Here is a 13,502-nt window from a genome sequence, read left to right as displayed (position 1 = left end):
GACCCACCGCCATCGCGGGCAAGCCCGGCTCCCACAGTGGTTCTATGTTCACTCGGAAAATCAGGCTGGCTGATCCAGCGATAACTCAACGCCCAGCTGCCGCGACAGGCACGGCCAGCGCTTCCACGCCGCTTCCGTTTGCGGGCTTTTCAGCTGTTCGCGATACGCCTCGACCGACTCCAGCGCAAAGCTCTCCTCGTTGAGCATTTCATCTACCGCCAAGTGCACGGCTTCATCCAACTGATTGGCAAATGTTTCACCAATCAGTTGATGGGCAATCAAGTTAGCCACAGTGGTATCCGCCGGAATCAATGGCTGGCCGAAATGCTTGATATACAGGTCGTTGACCTCTTCAACCAAGCGGTGAGCCAGGTAGGCCTCATCCAGCAAGCCGTCCAGGCCTTCATGGCCGGCCAGGATCGCAGGCGGCTGCAGGAAGAAATGCTCGGCGATTTTCAACACCGGTTTGATCTGGCTTTCGATACCGGCTTCGCGGGCCACATCGTTGGCGGCTTCGAGCAAGTCCGGAACCAGTTCGATGTAGGCGGTGACAAAGCGGGTCATGACAATGTTGCGATCACCGTCAGCCAGGGAGATGGCCGAATGCAGGTGCGGCAATTGTTTTTCCAGTTGCTGGGCAAGCTGGCCCGTAGTGGCTTCGTGTTGATGGGCACGGAAAATCTGCTCGCGCAATGCGGCGGTGTTCATGAAGGCTCCAGTGAAACAGGCGTAGGAAAAGGGAGAGGATAAGGTAGCTCGTTTATACGAGCGCCTAAGACGCATTTGTCATAATTATTTCATGGTTATGCGCGTGCGTTATATCGAAATGCCATCGTTCGTCGGATAAACGTTTGCGCGCCCGGTTTTATTGGGTCCGCCCGTCTGTTTTTGCTCATTTGCCCCTACACATTGCGGGGTCGCCCCGGCTGTCTATACTCGGATTTGTACGCAATTAGCTGATGACGCCCAACTGCATGACGCAGGCAAGGCTTGGCGGTTGTAAGCAGTATGGAAGCCGCTCCCTTCGCCGCAGGTGCAAACCGGCGGGATAACAAGAAACATAAAGGGGAACCCGCAATGACGCGACATCCACACGTTTGGATGGGCCTACTGTTGTGGTCAGTATTCGGCCAGGCGCACGCCGCCTGGACAACGAATATGGCGCCAGGGGCTACTGAAGTCAGTCACGCCGTGTTTGACCTGCACATGACCATTTTCTGGATCTGTGTGGTGATCGGCATCGTCGTGTTTGGCGCGATGTTCTGGTCGATGATCCTGCACCGCCGGTCTACGGGCCAGGTGGCGGCCAAGTTCCACGAGAGCACCACCGTGGAAATTCTCTGGACCGTAGTGCCCTTGCTGATCCTGGTGGCCATGGCTATTCCGGCGACCAAAACCTTGATCAATATCTACGACAGCAGTGAGTCGGATATCGATATCCAGGTCACCGGCTATCAGTGGAAGTGGCACTACAAATACCTGGGCCAGGACGTGGAGTTCTTCAGCAACCTGGCCACGCCCGCCGAGCAGATCCATAACCAGGCCACCAAGGGCGAGCACTACTTGCTCGAAGTCGACCAGCCGCTGGTGCTGCCGGTGGGCGCCAAGGTGCGCTTTTTGGTGACGGCCGCCGACGTGATCCACTCCTGGTGGGTGCCGGCCTTTGCGGTTAAGCGCGATGCGATCCCCGGCTTCGTCAACGAGGCCTGGACCCGGGTCGAGAAGCCCGGCATCTACCGTGGCCAGTGCGCCGAGCTGTGCGGTAAGGATCACGGCTTCATGCCGATTGTGGTCGAGGTCAAATCCAAGGCCGACTACGACACCTGGCTGGGCGAGCGCAAGGCAGAGGCCGCCAAGCTCAAGGAGCTGACGTCCAAAGAGTGGACGCTGGACGAGCTGGTGGCCCGTGGCGACAAGGTTTACCACACCACCTGCGTGGCCTGTCACCAGGCCGAAGGCCAGGGCTTGCCGCCGATGTTCCCGGCGCTCAAAGGCTCGCCAATTGCCACCGGCGCCAAAGAAGACCACCTGCACCGCGTGTACTTCGGCAAACCCGGCACCGCCATGGCGGCGTTCGGCAAACAGCTGTCGGAAGTCGATATCGCCGCCGTGGTCACCTACGAGCGCAACGCCTGGGGCAACAACAAAGGCGACATGGTCACGCCCAAAGACGTGCTGGCTCTGAAACAGGCGGAAAGCAAATGACGGCCTCAACTGCGTATGCCCTGAACCGCACAGCCCATTCCTTTGCAGGAGAACGGCCATGAGCACTGTGATCGACCATGGTCATGCCGACCATGCCCACGGCCCCGCCAAAGGCTTGATGCGCTGGGTGCTGACCACCAACCACAAAGACATCGGCACCATGTACCTGTGGTTCGCCTTCACCATGTTTCTGCTCGGCGGCTCGTTCGCCATGGTGATCCGCGCCGAGTTGTTCCAGCCCGGCCTGCAAATCGTGCAGCCGGCGTTCTTCAACCAGATGACCACCATGCACGGCCTGATCATGGTGTTTGGTGCGGTAATGCCGGCGTTTGTCGGCCTGGCCAACTGGATGATCCCGCTGATGATCGGCGCGCCGGACATGGCCTTGCCGCGCATGAACAACTTCAGTTTCTGGCTATTGCCGGCAGCGTTCTTGCTGCTGGTCTCGACGCTGTTCACGCCGGGCGGCGGGCCGAATTTCGGCTGGACCTTCTACGCCCCACTCTCCACCACCTACGCGCCGGAAAGCGTGACGTTCTTCATCTTTGCCATTCACCTGATGGGCATCAGCTCGATCATGGGCGCGATCAACGTGGTCGCCACCATTCTCAACCTGCGCGCGCCCGGCATGACCTTGATGAAAATGCCGCTGTTCGTATGGACCTGGCTGATTACCGCCTTCCTGCTGATCGCGGTGATGCCGGTGCTGGCCGGTTGCGTGACCATGATGTTGATGGACATCCACTTCGGCACCAGCTTTTTCAGTGCGGCCGGTGGCGGTGACCCGGTGCTGTTCCAGCATGTGTTCTGGTTCTTCGGCCACCCCGAGGTGTACATCATGATCCTGCCGGCGTTTGGCGCCGTCAGCTCGATCATCCCGACCTTCTCGCGCAAGCCGCTGTTCGGCTACACCTCGATGGTCTACGCCACGGCGAGCATCGCGTTTCTGTCGTTTATCGTGTGGGCGCACCACATGTTCGTGGTGGGTATTCCGCTGGTGGGCGAGCTGTTCTTCATGTACGCCACGCTGCTGATCGCGGTGCCCACGGGCGTGAAGGTGTTCAACTGGGTGAGCACCATGTGGCAAGGCTCGCTGACTTTCGAGGCGCCGATGTTGTTTGCCGTGGCTTTTGTGATTCTGTTCACTATTGGCGGTTTCTCCGGGCTGATGCTGGCAATTGCCCCGGCGGACTTCCAGTACCACGACACCTACTTTGTGGTGGCGCACTTCCATTACGTATTGGTGCCCGGGGCGATCTTCGGCATCTTCGCCTCGGCCTACTACTGGCTGCCGAAATGGACCGGCCACATGTACGACGAAACCCTGGGCAAGCTGCACTTCTGGCTGTCCTTTGTGGGCATGAACATGGCGTTCTTCCCGATGCACTTTGTCGGCCTGGCTGGTATGCCGCGCCGGGTTCCGGACTACAACCTGCAGTTCGCCGACTTCAACATGGTCTCCTCGATTGGCGCGTTCATGTTTGGCGCCACGCAGATCTTCTTCCTGTTTATCGTGATCAAGTGCATCCGTGGCGGCCCGCCGGCGCCGGCCAAGCCGTGGGATGGCGCCGAAGGCCTGGAATGGAGCATCCCCTCGCCTGCGCCGTATCACACGTTTACGACGCCGCCGGAGGTCAAGTGAACGCCTTGATGCAGGTCGACTCGGTCTCCTGTGGGAGCTGGCTTGCCTGCGATAGCGGTGTTTCAGGAGCCGAATGTATTGCCTGCCTGGGCCTCATCGCAGGCAAGCCAGCTCCCACAGAAAAACCAGAAGCGGGTGAGCGCCATGCTTGAGTCCGTCCCCATCAAGCGCCTGGTCACCCGCCTGCTGATCCTGGTCGTGGCCATGTTCGCCTTCGGCTTTGCCCTGGTGCCGATCTACGACGTGATGTGCAAGGCGTTCGGCATCAACGGCAAGACCGCCGGGCAGTACGAAGGCGAGCAGGTGGTGGACCCTACGCGCCAGGTGCGCGTGCAGTTCATGTCCACCAATGCCATCGACATGGTCTGGGAATTCCACTCCAAAGCCGATGAGGTCGTGGTCAACCCTGGCGCTGTCACCGAGATGCTGTTCGTGGCCTACAACCCCACAGATAAACCCATGACCGCCCAGGCCGTACCGAGTATTTCCCCGGCCGAAGCGGCGATGTATTTCCACAAGACCGAGTGTTTTTGCTTCACCCAGCAAGTGCTGCAGCCAGGTCAGCGCATAGAAATGCCCGTGCGCTTTATCGTCGATCGCGCCATGCCCAAGGATGTGAAGCATTTGACTCTGGCATACACGCTGTTTGACATCACTGCGCGTCAACCGCCGGTGGCCGTCCATACCGGCGGCTAGCTACTGTTTGCCCCCTCAATCAGGAGAGCGAATACATGTCGTCTCATGATACGTACTACGTACCAGCGCAAAGCAAATGGCCAATAATTGCTACGTTTGGCATGTTGATCACGGTGTACGGCCTGGCCGTGTGGTTCAACGACCTCAAGGCGGCGCGCCCGGAATCCCACGGCCCGTGGATCTTTTTCGTCGGCGGGCTGTTGCTGGCCTACATGCTGTTCGGCTGGTTCGGCGCGGTGATCAAGGAAAGCCGCGCCGGTTTGTACAGCCCGCAGATGGACCGCTCGTTCCGCTGGGGCATGACCTGGTTCATCTTTTCCGAGGTGATGTTCTTTATCGCGTTCTTCGGCGCACTGTTTTATGTGCGGCATATGTCCGCGCCGTGGCTGGCAGGTGAAGGCTCCAAGGGCGTCGCACACATGCTGTGGCCGAACTTCGAATTTGCCTGGCCGTTGCTCAACAACCCTGACCCGAAAATGTACCCGCCGCCCGAAGGCACCATCAGCCCGTGGGGCTTGCCGCTGGTCAATACGATCTTGCTGGTCAGCTCCAGCGTGACCATCACCATTGCCCACCATGCGTTGCGCAAGGGCCATCGCGGCGCGCTGAAAATCTGGCTGGCGCTGACGGTGCTGCTGGGTTGGGCCTTTTTGGGCTTTCAGGCCGAGGAATACATGCACGCTTACAAAGAGCTGGGCCTGACCCTTGGCTCGGGCGTGTACGGCGCGACGTTCTTCATGCTCACCGGCTTTCACGGCGCCCACGTGACCATCGGCACCATCATTCTGTTCGTGATGCTGATGCGCATCCTCAAGGGGCACTTCAACGCCGAGCACCAGTTCGGTTTTGAGGCGGCCAGTTGGTACTGGCACTTTGTGGATGTGGTGTGGATCGGCCTGTTTTTCTTCGTTTATGTGCTGTGAGGCGTTTTACCACGGTGCATGAGAGACCAACTGGCCGCTGAAAAAGCCCCAGGCGATCAAGCCTACGGTAATCGCGGCCAGTACAACACGCACGGTCAAGGCAGTGACGAGGCGGTTGGAGTTGCCCTCGTCCTTGACCAGAAAGAACAAGCCACTGAACAGGCTCACGACAGTCGCGATCAGCATCAGGGCAATGGCTGCTTTGAGCATGGTCAGGTTCCATTCGGATGGGCGGGCAATGAAAAGGCGGGCAATGAAAACAAGTATAGCCAGCGCCATAAAAGACTTTCGCCCAGGGCTCGCTCCCACGCTGGTGGTGCTGGTATTGCTGCCGCTGATGGTGGGCCTGGGGTTCTGGCAACTGGCTCGCGGGCATGAAAAACAGCTGTTGGTGGACAGCTATGCCGAACGGCGTGTGGCTGAGCCGGTCAGCAGCGTGCAGCTCGAGGGCATGGCTGACCCGGCCTTTCGCCGGGTGCGCCTGCGCGGCCAGTTCGATGCTGAGCACAGCGTGCTGCTCGACAACCGCATGCGCGACGGCAAGGCCGGTGTTGAACTGTTGCAGCCCTTTCACGACCAGGCCAGCGGCGAATGGCTGTTGCTCAATCGCGGCTGGCTGCCCTGGCCGGACCGGCGCACGCCGCCGATGTTCACCACGCCGGAACAACCGTTGAATCTGGACGCCTGGGTGTACGTCGCGCCCGGCGAAACCTTCCAACTGCATGCCGACCCCGCCACCACGCAATGGCCGCGCTTGCTGACCGCGCTGCATCCCGCCGCGCTTTGGGCGGAGTTGGGACGCAGCGGTTTTGCCTTTGAGTTGCGCGCCGAACCTGGCCCCGGCACCTACGACACGACCTGGCCGGTGGTCGCCATGGGCCCGGAAAAACACTTGGGCTACGCCGTGCAGTGGTTCGCCATGGCACTGGCGTTGCTGGCGCTTTACCTCTACCTCGGATGGCATAACAAAAAGGAGAAACCCCATGGGAGCGGCCATGAATCCACCCAGCACGTCTGAGGCGCCCGATCGGCGCAAAGGCCGCTGGCAGCTGATTCTGATCCTGATGATGGTGATCGGCCCGATGGCGCTGGCCACCTTTATGTACAAGTTGCAGTTCTGGGTGCCCGACAGCCGCAGCTACCACGGCGAGATGATCGGCAACGGCCAGACCCGCGCCGACATCGGCGTGCAGGCCGATGAAGATCGCTGGCAACTGTTGGTTACCGCGCCCACCGCCTGCGCCGCTGAGTGCCAGCAACTGGTGTACCTGGCGCGCCAGCTGCAAATCAGCCTGGGCCGCGATGCCTCCCGCGCCAGCCATGCCCTGGCCAGCGCGCAGCCGGTGAGCACGGATTACGACGCCAAGCTCAAGGCCGAATACCCACAACTGCAGCGCTACCCGCTGGACCTGACCACCTTCAGTAAAAACGCGGCTGCGCCGGGTGAGGCGCAACTGTGGATCGTCGACCCGCACGGCAACCTGGTGCTGCGCTACGACGCCAAGGTCAAGGGCAAGGACTTGCTCAACGACCTGCGCTTGCTGCTGAAACTGTCGAACATCGGATAAGGGCATCGTCATGGCCAAACCTGGATTTCGCCTCGCGTTGTTTGCCACCTTGCTGGCGCTGCTGGTCGTGCTGCTCGGCGCCTACACGCGCCTGACCCACGCTGGCCTCGGCTGCCCGGACTGGCCCGGCTGCTACGGGTTTATCAGCGTGCCGCAAAGCGAAGCCCAGCTGGCGCATGCCGAGCTGCATTTTCCCGATACGCCGGTAGAAGCCGACAAGGGCTGGGCCGAGATGACCCATCGCTACTTCGCCGGCACCTTGGGCTTGCTGATCGTGCTGCTGGCGGCGCGCTCGTGGAGCCATCGGCGTGATCCGGGGCAGCCAGTGAAACTGCCGCTGTTTGTGTTGGCGGTGTTGTTTGCCCAGGCGGCGTTCGGTATGTGGACGGTGACGCTGAAGTTGTGGCCGCAAGTGGTCACGGGGCATTTGCTTGGCGGCTTTGCAACCTTGAGCCTGCTGTTTCTGCTCACCTTGCGACTGTCCGGCGTGTTGCCCGCTTTGATCGTGCCCAAGCGCCTGCAATATTGGGCCACGGCGGGCCTGGTGCTGGTGATCGGGCAGATCGCGCTGGGCGGTTGGGTCAGTTCAAACTACGCGGCGGTGGCCTGTGTCGACCTGCCGACGTGTCATGGCGAGTGGTGGCCGGCGGCGGACTTTGCCAACGGGTTTCACCTCACCCAGCATATCGGCCCCAATTACCTCGGCGGCCAGCTCGACAGTGAGGCGCGCACGGCCATCCACCTGACCCATCGCATCGGCGCGGTGCTGGTGACGCTGGTGCTGCTGGGGCTGGCCTGGCAATTGCGCGCCGTGGGCATGACGCGGCTGTCGGGCCTGCTGCTGATCGCCCTCGCGGCGCAAATCTGCCTGGGCGTGAGCAATGTGGCGTTCGGCTTGCCGCTGCCGGTGGCGGTCGGGCACAACGCCGGTGGGGCGGGGTTATTGCTGACGCTGGTGCTGGTCAACTACCACGCCCGTACCAGCCTGGTCCGGGTGCGCAATCAGTTGCCGTTTGGCTGGCGTTTTATCCCGCGCAAACACGTATCGGGCCTCATCACCCTTAAAGGAGAAATGCCATGGCGACCTTGATCGGCGCGCGTCACGATCAGGCGATCTGGCGGGACTATTTGGAGCTGACCAAGCCGAAAGTGGTGGTGCTGATGCTCATCACCTCCTTGGTGGGCATGTTCCTCGCGACCCGCGCCGGGGTGCCGTGGACGGTGCTGGTGTTCGGCAATTTGGGCATTGCCCTGTGCGCCGGAGGTGCGGCGGCGGTCAACCATGTGGTGGATCGGCGCATTGATGCGGTGATGGCGCGCACCCATAAACGGCCCTTGGCAGAAGGGCGCGTGTCACCCGTGGCGGCATTGGCGTTTGCATTGTTTCTGGCTATTGCAGGTTTGGCCTTGTTGCTGGCGTTCACCAACCCGCTGGCGGCTTGGCTCACGTTGGCCTCATTGCTGGGTTACGCGGTGATCTACACCGGTTTTCTCAAGCGTGCCACGCCACAAAATATCGTGATCGGCGGCCTGGCCGGTGCGGCGCCGCCGCTGCTCGGCTGGGTCGCGGTTACCGGGCATGTCAGCGCCGAGCCGCTGCTGCTGGTGCTGATCATCTTCGCCTGGACCCCGCCGCACTTCTGGGCCCTGGCCATTCACCGCAAAGAGGAATACGCCAAGGCCGATATCCCGATGCTGCCGGTCACCCACGGCGAGCACTACACCAAGGTGCATATCCTGCTCTACACCTTCGCCCTGCTGGCGGTGAGCTTCATGCCCTATGTGATCCACATGAGCGGCCTGCTGTACCTGGCGTGTGCGCTGGTATTGGGCGGGCGCTTTCTGCAATGGGCCTGGGTGCTGTACCGTGGCAGCAAGCCGCACGCGGCGATCAACACCTTCAAGTACTCTATCTGGTACTTGCTGCTGCTGTTTATCGCGCTGCTCGTCGACCACTACCTATTGTTGAACCTATGACTCGAACTCAAAAAACCGTCTTTATCCTGGTGGCCATCGTCGCGTTGATCATGGGCCTGACCGTTAACAAAGTGCTCAGCGGCAAAGGTCAGGGCGACCCTACCGCACTGATCGACGCTGGCATTATCCTGCTGCCGCAAAGCCGCCAGCTGCCGCCGGTGACCATGACCAATCAGGACGGCCAGCCGGTGGTGGTCAACGAGCTGAAAGGCAAATGGAGCCTGCTGTTCTTCGGTTACACCTTCTGCCCCGACATCTGCCCGACCACCCTCGCGCAACTGCGCCAGATCAAGAGCGAATTGCCTAAAGAGGCGGTGGATAAGTTGCAGGTGATCCTGGTCAGCGTTGACCCGAACCGCGACACGCCGACCCAGCTCAAGCAGTACCTGGGCTACTTCGACTCGCAATTCGAAGGCCTGACCGGCGCGAATGTAGCGGATGTGCAGAAGGTCTCGAATGCGGTGAGCATTCCGTTTATTCCGGCCGATACCAGCAAGCCCAACTACACCGTGGACCACAGCGGCAACCTGGCGCTGATCGGCCCGGACGGCACGCAGCGTGGGTTTATTCGTGCGCCGTTGAATAATCAAAAGCTGGTGGCGCAGTTGCCGGGTTTGCTACAGCGCAAGTAGGCCAATCACCAAGCTAACCAACAACACAAATAACCTGTGGGAGCTGGCTTGCCTGCGATAGCGGTGGGCCTGCTTGCATCTCAGTTGCTGACCCACCGCCATCGCAGGCAAGCCAGCTCCCACAGTGGTTTTGTGCAAGGTTTGAACAGGGTGTCGTCGGAGATTTCCCACGTGTTGTCGCGCTGTGCGTGAACTTGTTGGACGGTCTTGGGGTGGCTAGTCTTTGGCCTGTCGCTGCAAATTCAGTGACAGGGTGTGGAAGCCCTTATATCGTTAGGCGCACAAAGCGCCACCAAGTGTCAGGCGCTTTTTCTTGTCTGTGTTTTATGGTGGCTGTGCGCGGGGCGCTTTCGAGTGCGCCGGGTGCCTAACGTCCCGGTCTTCCACACCTGCGTACAGCCGCCACCCATTACGTGGAAGTAGTGCTTGGCGGTCCCTTGATACGTTAGGAGCTAGACCGTGCAAACACTTACCCCTGATCCACCGATCACACCCAAAGTCTTCACCCGCCACCATCACCAGCTGCACGCCGTGCTGGTCGAAAGCCAACCCTGGTTCAGCGCCTCCGACATCGGCCATCTGATGGGCCTGCACCTGAACCCTGCGTTACTGCGCAAGCTCGATCCCGACCAGCAACACACCCTGCCGCTGATCACTCATGGCCACTGTGCGCCGACGTTGATGGTCAGTGAGTCTGGCGTTTATGCGCTGCTTATCTACCACTACTACCCGGAGAATCGGTGCCTGCGCCAATGGTTGACCCATGAGGTGGTGCCAGCCCTGCGCTGACAGCAAAAGCCACACAAAGCTGGTGGCAGAGTTGCCGGTTTTACTCCAGCGCAAATGATCGTTCCCACGCTCTGCGTGGGAATGCCTCCTGTGACGCTCTGCGTCGCGGCCTCAGAAGCGGGACGCAGAGCGTCCCGGGCTGCATTCCCACGCGGAGCGTGGGAACGATCACAACACAAAACAAATGTGGGAGCTGGCTTGCCTGCGATAGCGGCAGGCCAGTCAACATCTTCAGTGACTGACACTCTGCTATCGCGGGCAAGCCCGCTCCCACATTAGGTTTACGGTGTAGCTCTGGATCAGAACGCCGGCAGAATCGCGCCTTTGTACTTCTCAAGAATGAACGCTTTCACTTCCGGCGTGTGCAGGGCTGCAACCAGCTTCTTCACGGCATCGGAGTCCTTGTTGTCTTCGCGGGTCACCAGGATGTTCACGTAAGGCGAGTCGTTGCCTTCGATCACCAGCGCATCCTTGGATGGGTCCAGCTTGGCTTCCAGGGCGTAGTTGGTGTTGATCAGCGCCAGGTCGACCTGGGTCAGCACGCGCGGTAGGGTGGCGGCTTCCAGTTCGCGGAATTTCAGGTTTTTTGGGTTGCCGCTGATGTCCTTGATGGTCGACAGGATGTTGGTCGGGTCCTTCAGGGTGATCAGGTTGTGCTTGGCCAGCAGCAGCAGGGCGCGACCGCCGTTGGTGGCGTCGTTCGGGATCACGACGTTGGCGCCGCTTGGCAGGTCTTCCAGCTTTTTGTACTTGCTGGAGTAGGCGCCCAGTGGCTCCAGGTGTACCGCGGCAACGCTTACCAGGTGAGTGCCCTTGGTTTTGTTGAACTCATCCAGGTACGGCTGGTGCTGGAAGAAGTTGGCGTCCAGGCGTTTTTCAGCCACCTGTACGTTCGGCTGCACGTAGTCGGTGAAGACTTTGACCTGCAAATTAACGCCTTCTTTGGCGAGTGCAGGCTTCACGAATTCGAGGATTTCCGCGTGGGGTACCGGCGATGCAGCGACTGTAATAGTCTCGGCAGCGTGGGCAGAAAACGCGGCAACGGCGGCGAAAGCAACCAGTAGTTTTTTCATCCAACAAGCTCCTTGTTCGGGCATGTGCCGGCGGGGGCCGGCAATGGCCGTTATTTTCGAGAGTAGTGTGTCACCAGCTTATCGCCGATGGTTTGCAGAATCTGTACCAGCACAATCAACATCACCACGGTGACGACCATCACGTCGTCCTGGAAACGTTGGTAACCATAGCGGATCGCCAGGTCGCCCAGCCCGCCAGCACCCACGACGCCTGCCATGGCGGTGTAACCCACCAGAGCAATAGCGGTGACGGTGATGGCCGCAATGATGCCGGGTTTAGCCTCTGGCAGCAGTGCCTTGGTGATGATCTGCCGAGTGGTGGCGCCCATGGCTTGAGTCGCCTCGATGATGCCGCGATCCACCTCGCGCAATGCGGTTTCCACCAGGCGCGCGAAGAACGTCGAAGCGCCCACCACCAAAGGTGGAATCGCGCCGGCCACACCGAGCGAAGTGCCGGTGATAAAGATCGTCGTAGGGATCATCACAATCAGCAGAATGATAAATGGCAGAGAGCGTATGGCGTTGACGATAAATGCCAGCACGCCATAGGTGGCTTTCTGCTCGAGCAACTGACGTGGGCTGAACAGAAACAGCAGAACGCCCAGCGGCAAGCCAACCAGTACGGTGAACACCAGCGAGGTGCTGAGCATCAGCATGGTGTCGCCGGTGGCAACCCAGATGTCGGCCCAGTCAACTTTGTCGAAGTAATGCAGTAACACGTCCATTAACGCAGGACCTCCATATGCACATCGGCTGCGGTAAAGCGGGCGAAGGCCGCTTCCATGTCACCGCCGGTGATGGCCAGGGTCAGTTGCCCGTAGGGGGTATCTTTGATGTGGTCGATGCGACCGGCAAGGATGCTGTAGTCCACTCCCGTTTCGCGGGCGACGGTCCCCAGCAATGGCGCGTAGGTCGCTTCGCCCTGGAACGTCAGGCGCACGATGCGGCCCGGTACATGGGCAAACACATCACGCTGCTCGCCTTCATCGACTTGCTCGGCTTCTTGCACAAAGCGCTTGGTGGTCGGGTGCTTGGGGTGCAGGAACACCTCGGCCACCGAGCCTTGCTCGACGATCACGCCGGCGTCCATCACGGCGACCTGGTCGCACACGCGGCGGATCACGTCCATTTCATGGGTGATCAGCACGATGGTCAGCTTCAACTCGCGGTTGATCTCGGCCAACAATTTGAGCACCGAGGCGGTGGTCTGCGGGTCGAGGGCGCTGGTGGCTTCGTCGCACAGCAGAATTTTTGGCTTGGTCGCCAGGGCGCGGGCGATGCCGACGCGCTGCTTCTGGCCGCCGGACAACTGCGCCGGGTACTTCTTGGCATGGTCCGACAGGCCCACGCGGGCGAGCAGTTCAGCCACGCGCAGGTCGATGTCTTTACGCGACAATTCGCCGGCCAGGGTCAGCGGCAATGCCACGTTGTCGGCAACGGTCTTGGACGCCAGCAGGTTGAAGTGCTGGAAGATCATCCCCACTTGCTGGCGAAAACGGCGCAGGCCGTTGGCGTCCAGGGCGGTGACTTCCTCACCGTCGACGTTGATCTGACCGCCGCTGGGTTGTTCCAGGCGATTGATCAGGCGCAGCAGGGTACTTTTGCCCGCACCGGAGTGGCCAATCAGGCCGAACACCTGGCCGTTTTCGACGCGCAGGCTGGTGGGGTGCAGGGCGGGGATTTCCTTACCGGCGACGCGGTAGGTTTTATGGACGTTATGAAACTCGATCACGTAGCGAACCTTGTGGGGCGCATTGAAAAGGGATCAGCGGTTAGCCGGGCGCGCATTTTAGCCTGTCCGTATAGCGTTTCTTAGCATTTATTTCGCATTCAACCAGCGATTTGGCAATAACGCGATCAAAGGTCATAAAAAAGGAACGGCCCAAAACCCCATCAGTCACTACTTAAGCAACTCAATTTCCCAGGTGCCGTGCCTGGGTGTTTGCTCAAACGAGCCGGGGACCGCTCTGGCCACTTTGAATAAGGAGTTTTGACTG

Annotated in this window: 14 protein-coding genes and 1 pseudogene; 10 read left to right on the top strand and 5 right to left on the bottom strand. The window is 60.3% G+C overall.

Going from position 1 to position 13,502, the window contains the following annotated elements; all coding sequences use genetic code 11:
* Positions 1-60 precede the first annotated feature (60 nt).
* The gene (locus GIW28_RS18890; RefSeq protein WP_017137903.1) at positions 61-708 is read right to left on the bottom strand and encodes a hypothetical protein; all 648 of its coding nucleotides are present in this window, start codon (positions 706-708) and stop codon (positions 61-63) included.
* Between the two features lie 369 nt (positions 709-1,077).
* Here GIW28_RS18890 and coxB point away from each other — a divergent pair, with 369 nt between their 5' ends.
* The 4 genes from coxB (at position 1,078) to GIW28_RS18870 (ending at position 5,466) form a co-directional block, all read left to right on the top strand.
* The gene (gene coxB / locus GIW28_RS18885) at positions 1,078-2,205 is read left to right on the top strand and encodes a cytochrome c oxidase subunit II (RefSeq protein ID WP_017137902.1); all 1,128 of its coding nucleotides are present in this window, start codon (positions 1,078-1,080) and stop codon (positions 2,203-2,205) included.
* 58 nt (positions 2,206-2,263) lie between these two features.
* Positions 2,264-3,847 carry a cytochrome c oxidase subunit I gene (ctaD, locus tag GIW28_RS18880; RefSeq protein WP_236447420.1) on the top strand — a complete coding sequence of 528 codons (1,584 nt, stop codon included), beginning with the start codon at positions 2,264-2,266 and terminating at the stop codon, positions 3,845-3,847.
* Positions 3,848-3,991: 144 nt separating this feature from the next.
* On the top strand, positions 3,992-4,543 hold the full coding sequence (locus tag GIW28_RS18875) for a cytochrome c oxidase assembly protein (protein WP_026013768.1): 552 nt from the start codon (positions 3,992-3,994) through the stop codon (positions 4,541-4,543).
* 35 nt (positions 4,544-4,578) lie between these two features.
* Positions 4,579-5,466, top strand: a complete 888-nt coding sequence (locus GIW28_RS18870; RefSeq protein ID WP_017137899.1) for a cytochrome c oxidase subunit 3 — start codon at positions 4,579-4,581, stop codon at positions 5,464-5,466.
* 6 nt (positions 5,467-5,472) lie between these two features.
* Here GIW28_RS18870 and GIW28_RS18865 read toward each other — a convergent pair whose 3' ends face one another.
* Entirely contained in the window at positions 5,473-5,676 is a 204-nt protein-coding gene (locus GIW28_RS18865) for a twin transmembrane helix small protein (RefSeq protein ID WP_016969525.1), read from the bottom strand.
* A 43-nt stretch (positions 5,677-5,719) separates the two neighbouring features.
* Here GIW28_RS18865 and GIW28_RS18860 point away from each other — a divergent pair, with 43 nt between their 5' ends.
* From GIW28_RS18860 to GIW28_RS18835, 6 genes and pseudogenes are all read left to right on the top strand, one after another.
* The gene (locus GIW28_RS18860) at positions 5,720-6,484 is read left to right on the top strand and encodes an SURF1 family protein (protein WP_236447421.1); all 765 of its coding nucleotides are present in this window, start codon (positions 5,720-5,722) and stop codon (positions 6,482-6,484) included.
* Positions 6,450-7,034, top strand: a complete 585-nt coding sequence (locus GIW28_RS18855) for a hypothetical protein (RefSeq protein ID WP_017137896.1) — start codon at positions 6,450-6,452, stop codon at positions 7,032-7,034. The genes GIW28_RS18860 and GIW28_RS18855 overlap by 35 nt, the downstream gene beginning before the upstream one ends.
* Before the next feature lie 10 nt (positions 7,035-7,044).
* On the top strand, positions 7,045-8,124 hold the full coding sequence (locus GIW28_RS18850) for a COX15/CtaA family protein (RefSeq protein WP_169987960.1): 1,080 nt from the start codon (positions 7,045-7,047) through the stop codon (positions 8,122-8,124).
* Positions 8,112-9,011, top strand: coding sequence for a heme o synthase (gene cyoE, locus GIW28_RS18845; protein WP_186618276.1), 900 nt, complete (start codon positions 8,112-8,114; stop codon positions 9,009-9,011). Before GIW28_RS18850 ends, cyoE begins: the two co-directional genes overlap by 13 nt.
* Positions 9,008-9,643 (top strand): SCO family protein, encoded by a 636-nt coding sequence (locus tag GIW28_RS18840; protein ID WP_236447422.1) that lies wholly within the window; start codon positions 9,008-9,010, stop codon positions 9,641-9,643. The genes cyoE and GIW28_RS18840 overlap by 4 nt, the downstream gene beginning before the upstream one ends.
* A 459-nt stretch (positions 9,644-10,102) precedes the next feature.
* Positions 10,103-10,429, top strand: a pseudogene (locus GIW28_RS18835) (BRO-N domain-containing protein); the annotation flags it as partial.
* 302 nt (positions 10,430-10,731) lie between these two features.
* Here the strand turns inward: GIW28_RS18835 and GIW28_RS18830 are convergent.
* Genes GIW28_RS18830 through GIW28_RS18820 form a run of 3 tightly spaced genes read right to left on the bottom strand, consistent with a single transcriptional unit; the run spans position 10,732 to position 13,237 of the window.
* Entirely contained in the window at positions 10,732-11,505 is a 774-nt protein-coding gene (locus tag GIW28_RS18830) for a MetQ/NlpA family ABC transporter substrate-binding protein (protein WP_099550165.1), read from the bottom strand.
* Between the two features lie 50 nt (positions 11,506-11,555).
* Positions 11,556-12,230 carry a methionine ABC transporter permease gene (locus GIW28_RS18825; RefSeq protein WP_017139104.1) on the bottom strand — a complete coding sequence of 225 codons (675 nt, stop codon included), beginning with the start codon at positions 12,228-12,230 and terminating at the stop codon, positions 11,556-11,558.
* Entirely contained in the window at positions 12,230-13,237 is a 1,008-nt protein-coding gene (locus tag GIW28_RS18820) for a methionine ABC transporter ATP-binding protein (RefSeq protein WP_017139103.1), read from the bottom strand. The genes GIW28_RS18825 and GIW28_RS18820 overlap by 1 nt, the downstream gene beginning before the upstream one ends.
* Positions 13,238-13,502: the final 265 nt, after the last annotated feature.

It is taken from the genome of Pseudomonas sp. PA-5-4B (assembly GCF_021606215.1).
GTDB classification, from domain to species: domain Bacteria; phylum Pseudomonadota; class Gammaproteobacteria; order Pseudomonadales; family Pseudomonadaceae; genus Aquipseudomonas; species Aquipseudomonas edaphica.
This window is presented reverse-complemented; position numbering and strand designations above follow the sequence as displayed.